The 17,169-nt window shown below is 44.1% G+C and carries 17 protein-coding genes; 10 read left to right on the forward strand and 7 right to left on the reverse strand.

The window, feature by feature from the left end; genetic code table 11:
• The first annotated feature begins 214 nt into the window (after positions 1–214).
• From ACIQXR_RS17320 to ACIQXR_RS17340, 5 genes are all read left to right on the forward strand, one after another.
• Positions 215–406, forward strand: a complete 192-nt coding sequence (locus tag ACIQXR_RS17320; RefSeq protein WP_402874739.1) for a hypothetical protein — start codon at positions 215–217, stop codon at positions 404–406.
• Positions 407–642: 236 nt separating this feature from the next.
• Positions 643–969: a hypothetical protein gene (locus ACIQXR_RS17325; RefSeq protein WP_402874741.1), complete on the forward strand. Its 327-nt coding sequence runs from the start codon at positions 643–645 to the stop codon at positions 967–969.
• A 196-nt stretch (positions 970–1,165) separates the two neighbouring features.
• Positions 1,166–1,771, forward strand: a complete 606-nt coding sequence (locus tag ACIQXR_RS17330; RefSeq protein ID WP_402986693.1) for a hypothetical protein — start codon at positions 1,166–1,168, stop codon at positions 1,769–1,771.
• 114 nt (positions 1,772–1,885) lie between these two features.
• On the forward strand, positions 1,886–2,218 hold the full coding sequence (locus tag ACIQXR_RS17335) for a zinc ribbon domain-containing protein YjdM (protein ID WP_403080498.1): 333 nt from the start codon (positions 1,886–1,888) through the stop codon (positions 2,216–2,218).
• 116 nt (positions 2,219–2,334) lie between these two features.
• Positions 2,335–3,300 carry a nucleoside hydrolase gene (locus tag ACIQXR_RS17340; RefSeq protein ID WP_402957819.1) on the forward strand — a complete coding sequence of 322 codons (966 nt, stop codon included), beginning with the start codon at positions 2,335–2,337 and terminating at the stop codon, positions 3,298–3,300.
• A 76-nt stretch (positions 3,301–3,376) separates the two neighbouring features.
• Here ACIQXR_RS17340 and ACIQXR_RS17345 read toward each other — a convergent pair whose 3' ends face one another.
• Complete coding sequence (locus ACIQXR_RS17345; protein ID WP_403080500.1) at positions 3,377–3,880, reverse strand: DinB family protein; 504 nt, start codon at positions 3,878–3,880, stop codon at positions 3,377–3,379.
• Between the two features lie 209 nt (positions 3,881–4,089).
• Entirely contained in the window at positions 4,090–5,556 is a 1,467-nt protein-coding gene (locus tag ACIQXR_RS17350; protein ID WP_403080501.1) for an NAD(P)-binding domain-containing protein, read from the reverse strand.
• A 301-nt stretch (positions 5,557–5,857) separates the two neighbouring features.
• On the opposite strand from ACIQXR_RS17350, the gene ACIQXR_RS17355 reads away from it, so the two are divergent.
• The 4 genes from ACIQXR_RS17355 (at position 5,858) to ACIQXR_RS17370 (ending at position 11,026) form a co-directional block, all read left to right on the forward strand.
• Positions 5,858–6,922: an ABC transporter ATP-binding protein gene (locus ACIQXR_RS17355; protein WP_403080503.1), complete on the forward strand. Its 1,065-nt coding sequence runs from the start codon at positions 5,858–5,860 to the stop codon at positions 6,920–6,922.
• 294 nt (positions 6,923–7,216) lie between these two features.
• Entirely contained in the window at positions 7,217–8,740 is a 1,524-nt protein-coding gene (locus tag ACIQXR_RS17360) for a phytoene desaturase family protein (RefSeq protein WP_402957813.1), read from the forward strand.
• Positions 8,740–10,200, forward strand: a complete 1,461-nt coding sequence (locus tag ACIQXR_RS17365; RefSeq protein WP_403080504.1) for a phytoene desaturase family protein — start codon at positions 8,740–8,742, stop codon at positions 10,198–10,200. Before ACIQXR_RS17360 ends, ACIQXR_RS17365 begins: the two co-directional genes overlap by 1 nt.
• Entirely contained in the window at positions 10,193–11,026 is an 834-nt protein-coding gene (locus ACIQXR_RS17370) for a phytoene/squalene synthase family protein (RefSeq protein ID WP_402874761.1), read from the forward strand. The genes ACIQXR_RS17365 and ACIQXR_RS17370 overlap by 8 nt, the downstream gene beginning before the upstream one ends.
• A 383-nt stretch (positions 11,027–11,409) precedes the next feature.
• Here the strand turns inward: ACIQXR_RS17370 and ACIQXR_RS17375 are convergent, their stop codons facing one another.
• The 4 genes from ACIQXR_RS17375 to ACIQXR_RS17390 are packed head-to-tail and all read right to left on the reverse strand — an operon-like array spanning position 11,410 to position 15,413.
• A complete protein-coding gene (locus ACIQXR_RS17375) occupies positions 11,410–12,885 on the reverse strand; it encodes a phytoene desaturase family protein (protein ID WP_403080506.1) in 1,476 nt (491 codons plus the stop codon).
• Positions 12,882–13,985, reverse strand: a complete 1,104-nt coding sequence (locus ACIQXR_RS17380; RefSeq protein ID WP_402874769.1) for a glycosyltransferase family 2 protein — start codon at positions 13,983–13,985, stop codon at positions 12,882–12,884. The genes ACIQXR_RS17375 and ACIQXR_RS17380 overlap by 4 nt, the downstream gene beginning before the upstream one ends.
• Positions 13,986–13,998: 13 nt before the next feature.
• Positions 13,999–14,661 carry a lysophospholipid acyltransferase family protein gene (locus tag ACIQXR_RS17385; RefSeq protein ID WP_402874772.1) on the reverse strand — a complete coding sequence of 221 codons (663 nt, stop codon included), beginning with the start codon at positions 14,659–14,661 and terminating at the stop codon, positions 13,999–14,001.
• Entirely contained in the window at positions 14,658–15,413 is a 756-nt protein-coding gene (locus tag ACIQXR_RS17390; RefSeq protein WP_402874774.1) for a carotenoid biosynthesis protein, read from the reverse strand. Before ACIQXR_RS17390 ends, ACIQXR_RS17385 begins: the two co-directional genes overlap by 4 nt.
• 274 nt (positions 15,414–15,687) lie before the next feature.
• On the opposite strand from ACIQXR_RS17390, the gene ACIQXR_RS17395 reads away from it, so the two are divergent.
• Positions 15,688–16,125 (forward strand): ferritin-like domain-containing protein, encoded by a 438-nt coding sequence (locus tag ACIQXR_RS17395; protein ID WP_402874776.1) that lies wholly within the window; start codon positions 15,688–15,690, stop codon positions 16,123–16,125.
• Between the two features lie 37 nt (positions 16,126–16,162).
• Here ACIQXR_RS17395 and ACIQXR_RS17400 read toward each other — a convergent pair whose 3' ends face one another.
• Positions 16,163–17,053, reverse strand: a complete 891-nt coding sequence (locus ACIQXR_RS17400) for a DMT family transporter (protein ID WP_402874778.1) — start codon at positions 17,051–17,053, stop codon at positions 16,163–16,165.
• Positions 17,054–17,169: the final 116 nt, after the last annotated feature.

Genomic DNA, 17,169 nt, shown 5'->3' on the forward strand with positions numbered 1-17,169 from the left:
TATGCGAATTCATGTGATTTTTATTATCCATTATAACATAGCATTTACTGGATTTTCTTTTAGAAAAGCCACTACGATTGAACTTTGTGATGTTATCAATAGTATGAAACTACTTTTCCCTTTTGAGAAAACTTTAGTGTTGCTGGTGAAAAAATGCGTAAATGGTATACTTGATGGGTGAGTTTTTAGCACCTGAAAGGAAGTAACGATAATAATGAAGTACTTCAAGACGCAAATGAAACAGCTAATGAAAGAACACTCGGAACTACAAACGCAACTGAAAGTGTTGATGAAAGAACACAATTTAGAGAAGAATTTTGCCCTTAAGGCTTTATATCATGCAGAGGTTGCTGATGGCGGAAAGTACCAGAAGGCCTATCAAGCCCTTGATTCTCCTAGGGACTGATATTCAATGAAATTGAGAAAAATGTGAGATTTAGCATAGTTATAGAATATCTCCCGTACTAATAAACGACTTATGTATCGTTTGTTTTCTTATAGGGAGTTTTTTTATGCCCATAAAGCGGGGACATATTTGTTCTGCTGGGGAACTCCTATCTAAGATAAAGGGTTAAACCCATCCATAAATTGATTAGGAGGTGAATATAATAAACGACTCGGAGGTGAAAGGGAGGCTCAGGCATGATTATATGGAGAGGACTAGGTTTTTTAGTTTTTGTCATTATGGTGCCATTGGTGTTCTTATTCGGTTGGATCTTGGAGATGACGGTTGACCGGTCGCTGCCCGAAGATACTTCATTAATCATCGGTTTATTCGTGGCCGGGATCATCGTCTGGTTTTTGGGTAGAAAACTAAATGGTGGTTCTGAAAAGGTTCTTGTCGATCAAGAAACAGGAACGGCCTATAAAATGGGAACCCGACATAGTCTATTCTTCATTCCGATGCAATTTTGGGGACCGATCTTTATAACGATCGGAGTGATTCTTACCATTAAACTATTCATCTGATCAATCATCATCGAGCCTATGGTATAAAGCAGTACAGTTGACACTGTGCTGCTTTTTTTTACGGAAGGGATGACGAACCAGCTCCCTGTTCCATATGGAAAAGTACCTATTCTGAAAGATAATGCATAATTATTCAGTCAATGATATAATGTGTAAGATTTTGTGAATTTTAGTTGATAAAGGAGTAGGGAAACGCATGAAGAAGATTTTATACACGGCACTATTGACCATGCTGGCCATCGTTTTGGGGGCATGTACCGGTAATCAAACAAATACCATCTCGGTGGCGGATTTGACGGATAGGGAAGAGGATATTCTTTCCCTGACCACGAGTGACGCATTCTTATTCGATTTCAATATCGATGATACATATCAAGAAGTTTCTTTTTGGATTGAAAAATATGAATCTGGTAAATTGGTTGGTAAAAAGATCAATGATGCTACTGCTCCGGTTTACGGAAATGGTTCATTGATGTTCGCCAGAACCCAAAATCCGGACAATGAGAACCAGTTTACCTTCATGACTGGAATAAAAACGGAGGGTGATGATGAAAGTGATCATTCGAGTTTTAGCAGTTTAGTGACAGAGCAGAGGGATCTTGAAAAGGCTTCGATTACAACGGGAAAAATATCAGAAACCCTTCCCATAAAGGATGAAATGGTGCTAGCGAGTATTTGTTATACACTTGATGAGGAAGGTGCAACTTCCCTATCCAGTGATTTTTATGAAGATCCAAAAAGCAATATGGATGAGTTAAAGGATTTCGATGTGGTGTATTTACTTAAAGGTGAATTTAAATAAGGCCAAAATGCCAAAGAAGGGAACCATATGTGCATGGTTCCCTTCTCCAATGCCTATTGCCTGGAAGATGCTGTTATATTAGAATGAGCAATGTTGAATGGAGGAATGAAAATAATGTCCGATTTACCTAATTGTCCAACCTGTCATTCAGAATATACATACGAAGATGGAAGCCTCTATGTTTGCCCGGTGTGTGCACATGAGTGGTGCATAGAATCAGAAACGGAAGAGACCAAGACCATTAAAGATGCCAACGGCAATGTCTTGAACGATGGTGACTCCGTAACGGTCATCAAGGACCTTAAAGTCAAGGGAAGTTCATCCGTCTTGAAAATGGGGACAAAAGTGAAAAGTATCCGATTGGTGGAAGGCGATCATGACATCGATTGCAAAATAGATGGTTTTGGTGCGATGAAGTTAAAATCCCAATTTGTAAAAAAGGTATAAAGCAGGTTCACATACGTCTTTTTTCTAAGGTTGCCCAAAAGATAAAGCAGCATCACAAAGGTGATGAGCCCCTTGATGGGAGAAGTATGTGAACTATTAAAAAGGTGGTTTCTTATATGAGTAAAATGCCCGTCATCATCGATACAGATCCTGGAATTGATGATGCCATGATGCTGACACTTGCCTTTGCAAGTGAGGCGATAGACGTGCGTTTAGTCACAACTTGTTCAGGGAATATTTCTCAGGATAAAACGAATTACAATGCACGGACCTTCCTCAGCTACATTGGTGCGGACGTGGAAATAGCCAGGGGACTGGAGCACCCGATATTCCGTGAGCTAGAAGTAGCTGAGGATGTTCATGGTGAAAGTGGTTTTGCGAATGTTGTGTTTCCGGAGCCGACATTGCCGGTCAGTGAGCGTCCAGCCATATTCGCGATGCTAGAGACCATTATGGCGAGTGAGGAAAAAGTGACAATCGTTGCTACAGGCCCGTTGACGAATGTGGCAGCTCTTTTGTTGGCACACCCTGAAGTAAAACCGAAAATCAAGTGTGTTTCCTGGATGGGAGGTGCGGCAGTCGGCGGCAATATGTCACCGACCGCTGAGTTTAATGCGTATGTCGACCCGCATGCAGCCGAAATCGTTCTCCGTTCAGGTGTTCCTATCGTAATGAGCGGATTGGATGTAACGCATAAAGCCTATGTAACGTTGGAAGAAGCCCATCTCATTTTGGATATGGGGACGGACTTTTCGGATAAAGTGTACCAAATGCTAACATTCTACCTGAATGTTGCGGAACAAACGCCATTTAACGAAGACCATTTTGCAGAAGTGTTACGTTTTCACGACCTTTGTGCCATGATGTATGTAATAAAGCCAGAGCTTTTCATGGGACAGGACTATTATGTGCAAGTTGAATTGGAAGGTCGTTTAACGGCAGGGACAACCGTCGTGGATTATGCAAGGCGCAGTGGCAAAACGCCAAATGTCCATGTGCTGCACGGTGTCGACCGGGAAGGTTTTGTCTCCGAATTCATGAATGCCATAGAGTTTGTTGGAGAAAGAATAAGAGTGAACTAATAAGGAAAACCGCACCGGATGATGAGGGGCGGTTTTTTTATTTGATGGCCTGGATGTTTTTAGGATACTATCGGGGTTACCCGAATTGGAGTTTCATGCTTTTTATTTGTTCAATATGCCGTTGCTCATGTAAGGATAATAATTTGATCCATTGATCTAAAGAAAGATGGCCGAATAGTGGATGCTTTGCTTTTTTTCTACGAAAAATGCTCCGATCTTCCTGTTCAAAAATTACATTCAATAAATGGTTCCTTGATTCAAACAGCCGATCCAGTAACTTTGGTAATTCCAAACGCTCTTGAGAAGGTACCACCATCTTAGGGGCTTTGAATTTTTTTGTCAGATCCGAAGTTAAGTAGATGTCTTTTTGGATGATCTGTTTATAGTCCCTGTCTTTTAAACCACGGACAATGGCCTGGGTAAAAACAGTTTCAGAAAGGAATAGATGATGACAAATTTGGGCGATACTCCAGCTTTCAGGTGAAGCCTTGTAATCCATCATGGGACTGTTCAATCCTGAAATTTCCTCGATTAATTGATTCCTTGTTTCAAATAATAGACTAATCTCTAGAAAACCCATGAGAACCTCCTGTGTTCAGATGATGTAAGGAAAGTAAATGGAATGTAAGCGTTACCTTCATTGTACAACAGGGTGGGAATCTAGTGTTGAAAGAAATGAATAATGGATGAAATGCCTTTGGCTTTTTCTCCAGGATGATAAAAGGCTTGCTGCCTTAGATGTGCCAGCAAGCCATTTATTTGAGAATATTAGGTGGGCTATCCAAATCGTCAACTGGGTATCGAGTGTATGAACGATTGGGGTGTGGAGTCCGTCCTTTGTTCTTTTCTTGGCCATTCTTCGGTGAATTCTACTTGGTCATAGTCAAAGAATGTTGTGAGGATGTCTGTTCGATTGTCGGTGAAGAGCTGTTCAGCTACCGCCGCTACGAGTTTTGGTATGCTGAACTTCAATCCCGAAAGTGCTGAAGCTGAAATGCCGCAACTGATCAAGGCGGAATAGTTAAAGGCGAAAATTCCGTGCAGTCGCCCTTTTCCTTTATCATCACGGCTTTGGAAAGCAAAGCCGGGGCTTAAGTAAGGATGTGCATCAATCGTAGGATTAGCCAGATTTTCCGGGGCGTGATAGCGGTCGCTCCAGCGGACAATGTGCTTTTCCACAAGCCGTAATTCAGGCCGTAAAGAAGGATCCGTGACAAGGCCGGTACTGATGATCAAGAAATCAAAAGTGAATGTTCCCTTAGGCGTTGTCACGACAGCTTGATCATTTACGTTCTTTACTTGAAGCCATGGGGAGCCCAGGTGCATGTCGAATCCGGGCCATGAGGAGGCACGTTGAAACATATCTGTGGTCGGTGGTTGATTATGCTTAAAGAAATGGCTCATCACGGCATACTTATCAGCATCCGGTAGGGTATGGAAACGCTCGATTATGCCGGAAGCCTCCATATGCCGGATCGGATTGATGCGGGGAATCTCTTTGCGCCTGATGAAGACATGGGCTTTTGCGACGCCTTCAGAGAGGGCGAAATGGGCATTATCAAAAGCAGAGGCTCCGCCGCCCAAAATAGCGACCCTTTTCCCTTTGAGGGTGGAAAAGTCAATCGGTTCCGAGGTATGTGCATAGAGGTGGCGAGGCAAGTTCTCTGTTATCATGGGTGGAATATGCCATTCGCCCCCACCTTGAATCCCGGTGGCTAAAATGACCTTGCGAGCAAGCAGTAGGGGCGTGTGGGCTCCTTGGCCTTCGATATGCAATTTATGGATTCCTTCTTCGGTAGGCTCGACCAGCTTTAATTTCACCTTATTGATGACAGGGAGGTTGAGGACTTCCCGATACCACTGAAGATAATTCATCCATTCCTGTCGGGGTATCTTATCCATCGCTTCCCAGCTTTCTTGACCGAATTGCGCTTCCCACCATGCGCGGAAAGTCAAGGAAGGGATGCCAAGATCGATGGTCGTCAAATGCTTGGGTGTCCGCAATGTCACCATGCGAGCATAGGTGCTCCAGGGCCCTTCCAACCCTTCGCCATTTTCATCGATGACAAGGATGTTGGATATTTTCTCACGGAAAAGTCCAAAAGCCGTACCTAACCCACTTTGTCCGCCCCCGACAATGATTGCATCATAGATATGTCCTGCCGGTTGCTTGGATGGATCCACCCGATCGTTGCTACCGATCGAAAGGTAGGACAAATCAGTTCTAACCTGTTTGGTTAATGTTTCTATGCTCATGATCAATTCATTCCTTTCATGGACGATTTTATCAATATATGTTTTGTTAAGTAACTTTTCATGTAAGTTTATATAACATACTATTAGATTATCATGGATTCACCGGAAATTCTTTAGATTAATTGTCTGAAATTTCTTTTTATTATTGGTCACAATCACTAATCGAATAAGTGGTTAGTGTAAAATGGGGTTTTTTTACATGTGTTTCATTAAAAAAGTCCATACTACTACATAGTCGGATGGCTGTTACGTTAGGAATGATAGTTTAATTTCGGGTAACGATAAAAAAGGAGAAGAGCTAATGGCTTTACTTGCTTTGCAAGAGATAGCGGTAGCATATAACAAACAAAGGGTTTTAAAAGATCTCACACTTGAAGTTGAAGAAGGACAGCTGGTTTCCCTACTGGGTCCAAGTGGATGTGGGAAGACAACGACATTGCGTTTAATTGCGGGGCTTGTACAAGCTAGTGAAGGGAAGATTCTATATAACGAGAAAGATTATACGAAAGTCCCTGTTACGAAGCGGAATGTTGGCTTTGTGTTTCAGAACTATGTCTTATTTCCGCATATGACGATCTTTCATAATATTGCATTCGGACTGAGGCTTAGGAAATGTTCCAAGATGGAGATAGAAAAACGTGTCATGGATGTGCTGGAAATCGTAAATATGTCAGGGTTTGAAATGAGGTATCCGCATGAGCTTTCCGGTGGACAAAAGCAACGCATTGCGATTGCAAGGGCCATCGTCATCGAACCGGATATCCTTTTATTTGACGAACCATTGAGTAACCTCGATGCAAACTTACGGGTGAACATGAGGACGGAAATACGGCGGATTCAACAAAAGTTAGGGATTACCACGGTGTACGTATCTCATGATCAGGAAGAATGTTTAGCGATATCCGATCAGGTGGCGATCATGAATCAAGGTGCCATCGAGCAGTTTAATAGTCCGGCGGCGATTTACAATTATCCTCGAACCAAATTTGTCGCAGACTTTATCGGGTATAAGAATTTCATTTCCTTCGATGAGCGGCATGATGACGGAGACCATATCGTACTGATTAAATCAGGGTACGTATTTGTTCTCCAAAAGGATGCGCATATGTCTAACTTGACTGGGAAAACAAGTACAATCAGGCCGGATGCTTTAATGATGCAAGCAAAAAGTCCTTCGGGAAATCTGCAACATAATTGTTTACCGGGAAGAATTAAGGTTCGTACATATCTAGGAAGAAGTTATCAATATAGTGTGGGGACACCATTCGGGGATTTTATCGTGAATGGGGAGATGACAGAACCATATCATGTAGGTCAAGAAATCGTTCTGGTCTTTCCGGAAAACCAGATGGTGCTGGTTGATTAGAGTGGGAGGGTGTCGTGAGGCAGAGACGTTGGTGAGTCAACGTTTCTGTCTTTTTCATTTTCATATATAAAAGCGTTTAACATTTGTACAGCTAATGATAGTCCGGGTATTCGATGGGAAAAGGGATGAAAAAGCTAATTTCATAGAAAAATAATCTTGAAAAGTGCCTTTATACCAGCATTCCGAAGCGTTTTTTATCCAGAGGACCTTCTCGGTTAAATAAAAATTGTAGTATTTGATATATAACCATTGTATAATGTTTGTATAATATTTGTGCAGAGTGGAGGTATCCGAATGAAAAAGCGTATGGCGATTGTGGGGGCAGGTCCAGGAGGGCTCGCTGCAGCCATGATTCTAGCAAGTAAAGGTTATCAGGTTAACGTATATGAAAAGCAATCCTATATCGGTGGTCGAAATGCCGAAGTGAGGTTGGGAGATTATAAGTTTGATATGGGACCGACATTTTTATCGATGGTTCATATCGTCGAAGAATTATTTACGGCCGCTGGGAGAAATTTGCATGCCTATTTGAACGCAGTGGAACTCAATCCAATGTATGAACTGATTTTTGAGAATCGGAAACTGCTCATGACCCGTGATACAGAGCAGATGAAACGGCAAATCGAGTCGGTGTATCCAGGCAATGGCGAGGGATATGAAAGGTTCTTGAAGGAAACGGCAAAGAAAATGGAGGCCCTCTCACCCATTTTGCAATCCAAGATGGATCGGTTCATGCACTATTTTCAGCCGAAAGTTCTTCGTGCGCTTCCTGAACTTGAATTGAATAAGACGTTATATGATGTCTTGTCCCGTTATTTTACCGTGGATGAATTGAAGCTCGCGTTCACGTTTCAGTCTAAATATTTAGGCATGTCACCGTGGGAATGTCCAGGTGCCTTTTCAATCCTTTCTTATATGGAACATGCTTATGGTGTCTTCCATCCGATTGGCGGCGTGAACGAGTTATCTAAATCGATGGCGAAGGTCGTTCGTGAGCATGGTGGGAAAATCCATACGAATAGCGGGGTGAAAAGCCTTTGGATTGAGGGGAAAACGGTGAAAGGCGTTGACCTTGAAAACGGAGAAAGGGTGGAGGCGGATGAAGTCATCATCAATGGTGATTTTGCCCACGTCATGACCCACTTGGTCAGTAAAGGCCAGTTAAAGAAATATACACCTGAAAAGTTGGCGAAGAAGAAATATTCTTGTTCCACATTCATGTTATATCTAGGGTTGAATAAGAAGTTCGACTTGCCGCATCATACCATTGTTTTCTCGAAAGATTATCAAAAGAATGTGGAGGAAATAACGAACTTGAAGATCCTTTCTGAAGATTCTTCGATCTATATTCAAAATGCGAGTGTCACCGATCCAACGTTAGCTCCCGAAGGAAAGTCCACCCTGTATATCTTGGCACCTGTGCCGAATAATTTTAGCGGGATTGACTGGGAAGAAGAGCAAGAAGCATTCCGGGCACTCATTTTAAAGACGGTCGAAGAGAAGACGGGATTCAAAAACCTGGAGCAGTATATTGAAGTTGAAAAAATGATCACGCCCCGTAATTGGGAAGAAGACAAATTGGTCTATAAAGGGGCGACCTTCAACCTTGGGCATCAGCTTTCACAAATGATGGTATTTAGACCGCATAACCAATTCGAAGAGCTCAAGCATTGCTGGCTCGTTGGTGGTGGAACGCATCCTGGAAGCGGGCTCCCGACCATCCTGGAATCTGCACGCATTACGGCGAATGGCATATTGGAACAGGATAAGCGGGACATCATTCCTGTATCACCGCTTCCCGTCGTGGAGGGATTTTGATGAAGACAGCGATTATTGGTGGCGGTGTCGGAGGGTTGATGGGTGCCTTGTTTTTATCGAAGCAGGGGATCGATGTAACGATTTATGAAAAAGAGGCGCAGCTTGGAGGGAGGCTGAATTTTGTCGAAAGAGATGGTTTTCGGATTGACCAAGGTCCGACCATCGTCCTGTTACCTGAGATGTTTCAACAACTTTTAGATGAAGCGGGCATCGACCGGAAAATCTATGAACTCCTCCTATGTGATCCCCTCTATTCAATCCAATTTCCCGATGGAGTGTCATTCACGAAATATCCGGACTTTGAGCGGCAAGTGGAGGAATTCAGAAGGGTCTTTCCTTCAGAAGTAGAGGGTTTCAAGCGTTTTATGAAAGAGGGAAGCTATCGACTTGAGTTGGGGGAAAAATCATTCTTGGAAGAATCCTTTGTGAATCCCAAAGATTTTTGGACACCAAGCAAGCTCAAAACATTGATGAAGCTAAAACCCTATCAATCGGTACAGAAATTGATGTCTCAATACTTTAAAGATGAAAGGCTACAATCGGTCTATGCACTTCAATCTTTATATGTTGGCGGTAATCCCTTTCAAGTTCCCGCGATGTACTCGTTAGTTTCATTCGCTGAGCATGAGCAGGGAGTCCACTATCTAAAAGGTGGGTACGCAAGCCTCATCCCCGTCCTTGAAAACGAACTGAAACGACGCAATGTGACAATACACCTGAATAGCAGGGTGGAGAATATCCCTACGGAACACCAGAAAGTAACCGGGGTTGAGACGAAGGGTGGATTCATCCCTTATGATTCTGTCGTGTTTAACGGGGATTTCCCAAATATCAAGCATGTATTGGGACGAAAAGAGAAAAGGACATTCACCCCATCTTCAGGCTGCCTTCTCCTGTATTTCGGTTTAAATCGCATATACAAAGAAGCGAATGTGCATCAGTATTTCATGGGGGATAATTTTTCTGAGCATATGAAAGATGTATTCTACAGGAAAAAGCTTCCGGTGAATCCTTCCATATATGCCTTTCATCCATCCATCATCGATGATAGCCTGGCCCCGGCCGGTAAAGGTGTGATGTACACGCTGGTTCCAGTACCGTCCGAGTCGGATATTGATTGGTCCAACGAAACGGAATGGATAAATGGAATAATCAACCGTATGGAGAAATCATCTTTCCCAGGATTGCGCGAAGCCATTGAATGGATGGAAATACGGACACCGACGGATGCCGAGAAATTTGGCTTGTATCGAGGCGGAAGCTTCGGTGTCGCACCAACCTTATTGCAATCTGGCGTCTTCCGGCCGCAGGTGAAACCGTATCCTATTGATAATCTGTACGCAGTGGGAGCATCGGTTCATCCAGGCGGCGGCATTCCGCTTGTTATGCAAGGAGCAAAATTACTTGCGGATCAAATCCAGCGTGATCAAGCCCTGAAAGGAGTGAGTGTCCATGTATGATGTGAAAGAGGCGTACCGGAATTGCGAAAAGGTGATTGCCCACCATTCCAAAACCTTTTATAAAGCCTTTTCCATTCTGCCGAGGGATGAGCGACAAGCGGTATACGCCGTTTATGCTTTCTGCCGGACGGTCGATGACATTGTCGATGAGGGGGAGAACCCTGCAACTGAACTTGCCGTTTTCACGAGTGAGTTCGAGCATTTCCTAAGTGGGGTATACGATGCATCCAACCCCATGTGGGTGGCTCTTCATGATGTGTTTCGACGCTATGAGATGGATGAACAGCATTTCCGTGAAATGATCAAAGGCCAGGAAATGGATATCACGATCAATCGCTATGAGACGGTGAATCAACTCTTGAACTATTGTTATCATGTAGCGAGTACAGTGGGTCTGATGCTCCTGCCGATCCTTGCACCGAAGAAAGTGGCTGCTTTAAAGGACGGCGCCATTGCATTGGGTTTGGCCATGCAGGTGACCAATATACTGCGTGACATAGGAGAGGATTTGGGTCGTGATCGAATTTATTTGCCTCATGATGTGATGAAGGCCCATGGTTTGACGGAAAAGTCGCTATGGTCTGGAAAGGTGGATGTCCCTTTTGTGGAAGTGTGGGAGCATCTAGCGAAAGAGGCTGAAGGGTTTTACCAAGAAGCTTTTCAAACCTTGAATGAATATCCAATCTATTCAAGGATACCAGTCAAAAGTGCCGCCTATTTATACCGTGAGATTTTAACGGCCGTCCGTTCGAAGAAGTATCATGTTTTTCATAAAAAGCATTTTGTGACCGATCAGATGAAGCAACGGATACTCGTCAATATGTAGAAAAACAGGTCACTTCCTGTGCGAAGTGACCTGTTTCAGTATGTAGACACACTCGGATAAAAATAGAGACTGTCTATATTATGGAGGGTGATTTTCACTCCAGGCACTCGCTTTCCGCGGGCGGTCCGTGAGCCTCCTCGGCTTACGCCTGTGGGGTCTCCCGAAGACACGCGTTTCCCGCAGGAGTCTCGCACCTTCCGTTTCAACTGATTTTGTTATATTGTTCCATTTTCATGGCTTGTACAATATGGAGGTTGATTTCCACTCCAGGCGCTCGCTTTCCTCGGGCGGTCCGTGAGCCTCCTCGGCCACGCCTGTGGGGTCTCCCGTAGACACGCTTTTCCCGCAGGAGTCTCGCACCTTCCGTTTCAATCGACTTTGTTTTATTGTCCCATTTTTATGATAGAGCGGGCTACATTTAGACCGCTAATCGTTACCATCGGTGAACCGCCGCCAGGGTGAGTGCTACCACCGACAAAGTACAGGTTTTTGATATCTTTACTGGTATTTTGTGGGCGCAGGAATGCGTCTTTTTTTCGGTTGGCAGAGACTCCGTATAAGGCCCCGCGATGGGCCCCGAATTGTGCGGCGATATCGGAAGGGGTTATGATTTTTTCTTCCACGATATGTTGAGTGAGATCGAGGCCATGGGAAGATAACGTTTCAAAGATCAATTTCTTATAGGCAACCGGTTCTATTTGCAATTTTCCATTCGGAGGCAGGGCGGGGGCATTAACCAGGATGAATAAGTTATCCCCTTTTGGCGAGCGGCCAGGATCCGTATGGGACGAATTGCAAATGTAGATGGTCGGCTTGGCACTGTATTTTTTGTTGACGAAGAGGTCATTGAACTCCTGTTGATAATCAGCGGAAAAATAAACGGTATGATGCTTCAATTGGGTAAAACGTTTGTTGATCCCGGCCAGTATAACGAATGCCGAAATGGAGGGGTCGATTTTATCCACCTTATCGTTTTTAAAAGAAGGACGGTCCTTTTCAGCAACTAGTTCAGGATAGGCTTTCAATAAATCGGCGTTCATGATCACATGGTCAGCCATCACCTTTTCCCCGTTTTGTAACTCGACTCCGGTTGCTTTATTGTCGGCCACGAGCATCTTCTTTACTTGCGATTCACTATGAAGGCTGACACCCATCTTCTTGGCAAGCGAAGCAAAGGCTTCCGCGATTTTCACATTGCCCCCTTTTACATAGTACACCCCTTCGACCATTTCCAAATAGGAAATCATCGCAAACGTGGCGGGTGCTTGGAATGGGGAAGAGCCGATGTATGTGGCATATCGATTATAGGCTTCGATGATGCGAGGATTGGAAAAGTAAGAACGGAAAAAGGAATCCAATGTTTGCAAGGGGCGTACGCGCATCATCGCCGCCCCCAATGAAGGCGAAGCATAATCACGCCATGAACGAAACGTTCTGGGGAGGAAATATCGTTCCGAGAGCTTGAATAACCTGGTGATTTCCTTAATGAAAGAATCGTAATGGCGAGCCCCGGCAGGATCAACTTTCTGAAGTTGAGAAAGGACGGTTTGCTGATTGCTGGAAAAGTCGAAATGGGTTCCATCCGGAAAGATGTTGCGTGTATGATTCTCCAGTTTGATCATCTCGAAATAATCATCGGCCCGTTCTCCTGTTTGTTCGATCACCTGTTTAAACACCGAAGGCATCGTGATGGTATTGGGACCGAAATCAAACGAGTAATCACCAAGTTGAATTGGCATCATTTTCCCGCCGAAATGACGATTCTTTTCGTAGAGTTCGACGTGGAATCCTGCATGTGCTAGGGTGATGGCCGACGATAGACCGCCGAGACCGCCCCCGATGATGATCACTTTTTTCATGAATAGTGCCGTCCTTTCCATTCATAAGATTGTCTGGACCATGATTTCCACATGGATGCATGCATGATGCCGATGAATGAAGCCGCGGATAACGGCATCAAAAATGATAGATACCCTCCTTGGTTCGTCACACGGTCCACAATGTAACGCTGGCATGTAATGAGGAGATATGGAATGAAACAAACCGGCTGGAACTCGATAAGCCCGTATGCAAGCAAGAGAAGGGGGCCTATGTAAAAGAAACTATAAAAAACCGTCAATAATACGACCAGAGGAAAAGAACGGCCTAGGCCATTGTAAATGTTTTTTAAAAACCCATCCCATACTTCCTGGTTCGTCTCATACATCCGGCAGGACACTTCATCGGTGATGTTCGCAAGCAGTACCTTAAATCCTTGCTCTTTCATCTTACGTGCAATATGGACATCCTCGACCAATGAGGATCGTACCGTCTCGTGGCCGCCCATCTTCATATAAGCCATTCGTTCAAATAGCATAAACCCTCCATGTGCAGCGGTCGTAGCTAGGATATTTGTCCGGTTGGCAAACATGATCGGCAAATGGAACAGGACGACAAAGTGTTGCATGGGGACAAGGAGCTTACTTAGAAAAGATGGGACTTCAAACGCGGAGAACCCAGTTAACAGGTGCGCCCGGCTTGTTTTCATTAGTGAGAGTGATTTTTCGAGACAATGGGGTTTCAAACGCACATCCGCATCGATAAAAAGGAAGTATGCCCCGTTCGCCTCTTGTTGCAGTTGATGACATGCATGGACCTTGCCTACCCATTGTTCAGGCAGCTTTTCCCCGGAAAGGATGCGAAACCGGCTGTCGCCTTCGGTTGCCTTTTCCAGGATGGAACAGGTTTGATCTGTGGACTGATCGTCCAACAAAATGAATTCAATGTTCGGATAGGTCAAAGCCTGTAAGCACCGGACCATGGATTCGGCATTCCGTTCTTCATTTCTCATGGGAACCATGATGGAAACGAGCGGTGTCTTGTCTAGGTTTGCTTCTTTAGGCAGCCTAGGCAGGGATAGCGCATTCAGCATCGTCCAGATGATGAAAATCGTTAAGCAGATGATGAAAGAAAATAACATGTAGCACACTCCCCTAAAGTAAAATCGAAAACTTGTTGAATTGTTTTGTTACGACAAGCTGCTTTAATTCATCCAATTGCTCGGTGCAAACTTGTTCCAGTCCAGCCGTTTTTTCGTTCCGTGACCTACCGGGTAAATCGTGATGATATAGAGGATTTCCTGCTTCTATGTACACTTCTGGCTTTTTCCTTTGGCCAAATGAATAATAAAAGCTAATCGGGACGACCGGTGTATGCGGACAGTGTTCCAATACATATGTAATGCCTGGTTGAAAGCCTAGCGGACGCATTTCTAAATGAAATTCATCTCCTTGTGGAAACATCCAGACACTCTTTCCACCTTCTAATAACTGTTGCGCATATTGGAGGGATTGCAGGATATCTTTTGGATGATTGCGGTTTATGGAAAAGGCTCCCAATCTTTTAAAATACGGATACTGCTTTAACCCTGATTCATGCATCATGATATAGAGGTCTCCAGGAAGGACGGTTCGGCTTAGATGAAAAAAGATGAGTCCGTCCCACCAAGAACTATGATTCGCGATATAAATTGCCGGCGTTGTTGGAAGGGTTCCTTTGGAATATAAATGGATTTGATCAAAGGACCGTCGTAATAAACGTTGATGATAAAGGGAAAACATGGAGTGGAATAGTCGGTTTTTATTGGCACGGATCATGTTGCTTCCCTCCTTCTTAAGGCGAGTAATAGGATGAAGCTGGCTAATAGAGCAGTGAGCGAGCTTGCTAGCCAAAGTTTTCCGAGTAGACCTAATAAGATGAACATCCCAATCATTAGCGCAAATAAAAGAACCATGCGTTTTTCCCATCTTATATTTTGATTTGTGTCTTTCTTCCATTTGAGAATGAACAAGAGAAACAAATGAAGGACAAAGGCGACCAGAAACCAGCCGACAAAATTACTAAAAGGGATCCCATAGTACACGCCTGTTTCTTCCCATAGCCAATATTGCTTCACTTTATAGGAAACCGGATCGATGATTAAATCGATGACCACCGCGATGCATCCTCCGACAATGGCATATAAGAGCCCGCCATGTGGAACGATTTTTTTTGCCAATACATGAGATGTTCCCATCACCATCAGCCATGCGAACCCAATCGCAATGGGGACTCCGAATAAATTGGGGGCGAATTTTTCTGTGTAGCCATATTGTCCGAACAAAATACTGTAGGCAGAGCCGAGGTATTCAATAAGAAAGGAAGACGAAAATATGACACTACTAATCAAGAGCCCGTACTGCCAATTAAACTTCTTGATGAAAAAGATCACCCCTAACAATCCGGCCAACACCAAAAACATGGCATTGGCCCATTCTAGCCACGGCGGTATCCAATCAAAGCTAAGAAGGATGATTCCGCAGGCATACCAAAAAAGGAATACTTTATATAAGACTTCATCCAATGTCATGTATATATGATACCCCCCTAAATGAATATATCTATACAAATATTGTACAATATATGTACAAATATTGAAAATGGTTTTTATTTAAAGGGAAGGCTCACGAATCGTACACATATTTAGCGAAGTATCTACTCATTTTTTACGCAACATAAAATAAACCGGCCTGCTGTCGGTAGGATCTGTAGGATTCAATGCGAGATAGGCATTCTGTATACTAGGCACGTGTTCCGTCACTTGTCATAAGATAAGGGTAAATGGAATGGGGAGGTCTTTTTAGATGTATGATTATATAGCGAATAACCAGGAAGAGAATCGCCAGCAGGACTTGATACACAAGTTAGAACAGGCGATTAATGGGGAGTATAGCGCCATCCAGTGTTACGAGAAACTAGCCAAGATGGCTCCTAACGAGACAGAGCGGAAGCAAATCCTTGAGATCAGGGAAGATGAGATGAAACATTTTCAGGTGTTTTCACAAATCTACATCAATCTGACAGGATACCAGCCAACGCCGAAAGTAACGGAAACATGCCCGGATTCATATAAAGCAGGCTTGGAGTTTGCCCTTATGGATGAACAGAAAACCGTGGATTTTTATTTGGAAACAGCAGATGGTGCAGCAGACCGGTCGGTAAGAAAGGCATTCCGCCGTGCTGCCGCAGATGAGCAAAACCATGCCGTGTGGTTTTTGTATTATATGGTGAAAAATAAATAGTGCGAGAGAAGAGCTCCGAAAGCGGTGCTCTTTCTATTTATGATAAGGGGGTCTTCTCGATTGGAGCAGGTGCCTTCGGTAAAAAGGTCAGTGAAACAATTCCACATAAAAGCAGTCCAACACCAAACCAATTCAACAAGCTCAGGCTCTCGCCGACAAGAAAAACTCCAAGAAGTGCCGCCACCAGTGGTTCCGCCAGTGACAGCGATACGGCAGTTGATGATGGGACGGATAGAAGGCCTTTGTTAAAAAGCAAGTAAGCCAAAGCTGTCGCAAAAAGGCCAAGGTGAAGGCTGATGGCCAACCCATTAGTGGTTATGATCCAGCTACTATCAAAGATGAATAGCATAGGCGACAATAGCAAGGCGCTTAAAGTAAAGATGACCGCAGCCGTTGCTTCTGGAGGCTGTTTGCCCAGAATTTTCTTGCTTACGAGTGTATACACGCTAAAGGACGCCCCGGCACCAAGTGCAAGTAGGATACCGATTGGGTCAATTGGTCCTTGCCCTTCATTGGCAAACAGAAGTAAGCATCCCGCAATCGATAAACCTGTCGCCAACCACCAAATCATGGAAGGTTGTTTTTTTTCAATCACCCATTCAAGGAAACCGGCAATGATCGGAGCGCTGCTCAGTGTAATGATGGTACCAATGGCGATTCCGGTGAGGCTGACACCCATGAAAAAAAGCGGTTGATAACAAGCCATGCCTAGCGTGGCCAAGAGTGTTTCCTTTACTGGCCAATTATGGACCGTTACTTTCCTTTGCAAGAAAGCGATAAGTACGAGAACAATTCCTCCGAAAGCGAGGCGGACCGCACCAATTACAAAGGGATGGGCGCCATCCGGGGCGAATGATTGGGCGGTACCCGTCGTTCCCCACAGCATGGCACCCATGATGATGAACAGATACCCAGACTTATCCCTCATTTACTCTCTCCTATTAGTATAGATTCATTATTCTGATAATTTTACCATACTATTTGAGCTAAAATCGAAGAGAAAGGCCATTTGTTCGGGAGATAGGAACATAGTATACTAGTCTC

This window comes from Peribacillus sp. NPDC097224, from assembly GCF_044761985.1.
Lineage (GTDB): Bacteria > Bacillota > Bacilli > Bacillales > DSM-1321 > Peribacillus.

Excerpts from the sequence above, each read along its gene's own strand:
- ACIQXR_RS17320 (WP_402874739.1), top strand. The coding sequence starts at position 215 with ATGAAGTACTTCAAGACGCAAATGAAACAGCTAATGAAAGAACACTCG.
- ACIQXR_RS17325 (WP_402874741.1), top strand. The coding sequence starts at position 643 with ATGATTATATGGAGAGGACTAGGTTTTTTAGTTTTTGTCATTATGGTG.
- ACIQXR_RS17330 (WP_402986693.1), top strand. The coding sequence starts at position 1,166 with ATGAAGAAGATTTTATACACGGCACTATTGACCATGCTGGCCATCGTT.
- ACIQXR_RS17335 (WP_403080498.1), top strand. The coding sequence starts at position 1,886 with ATGTCCGATTTACCTAATTGTCCAACCTGTCATTCAGAATATACATAC.
- ACIQXR_RS17340 (WP_402957819.1), top strand. The coding sequence starts at position 2,335 with ATGAGTAAAATGCCCGTCATCATCGATACAGATCCTGGAATTGATGAT.
- ACIQXR_RS17345 (WP_403080500.1), bottom strand. The coding sequence starts at position 3,880 with ATGGGTTTTCTAGAGATTAGTCTATTATTTGAAACAAGGAATCAATTA.
- ACIQXR_RS17350 (WP_403080501.1), bottom strand. The coding sequence starts at position 5,556 with ATGAGCATAGAAACATTAACCAAACAGGTTAGAACTGATTTGTCCTAC.
- ACIQXR_RS17355 (WP_403080503.1), top strand. The coding sequence starts at position 5,858 with ATGGCTTTACTTGCTTTGCAAGAGATAGCGGTAGCATATAACAAACAA.
- ACIQXR_RS17360 (WP_402957813.1), top strand. The coding sequence starts at position 7,217 with ATGAAAAAGCGTATGGCGATTGTGGGGGCAGGTCCAGGAGGGCTCGCT.
- ACIQXR_RS17365 (WP_403080504.1), top strand. The coding sequence starts at position 8,740 with ATGAAGACAGCGATTATTGGTGGCGGTGTCGGAGGGTTGATGGGTGCC.
- ACIQXR_RS17370 (WP_402874761.1), top strand. The coding sequence starts at position 10,193 with ATGTATGATGTGAAAGAGGCGTACCGGAATTGCGAAAAGGTGATTGCC.
- ACIQXR_RS17375 (WP_403080506.1), bottom strand. The coding sequence starts at position 12,885 with ATGAAAAAAGTGATCATCATCGGGGGCGGTCTCGGCGGTCTATCGTCG.
- ACIQXR_RS17380 (WP_402874769.1), bottom strand. The coding sequence starts at position 13,985 with ATGTTATTTTCTTTCATCATCTGCTTAACGATTTTCATCATCTGGACG.
- ACIQXR_RS17385 (WP_402874772.1), bottom strand. The coding sequence starts at position 14,661 with ATGATCCGTGCCAATAAAAACCGACTATTCCACTCCATGTTTTCCCTT.
- ACIQXR_RS17390 (WP_402874774.1), bottom strand. The coding sequence starts at position 15,413 with ATGACATTGGATGAAGTCTTATATAAAGTATTCCTTTTTTGGTATGCC.
- ACIQXR_RS17395 (WP_402874776.1), top strand. The coding sequence starts at position 15,688 with ATGTATGATTATATAGCGAATAACCAGGAAGAGAATCGCCAGCAGGAC.
- ACIQXR_RS17400 (WP_402874778.1), bottom strand. The coding sequence starts at position 17,053 with ATGAGGGATAAGTCTGGGTATCTGTTCATCATCATGGGTGCCATGCTG.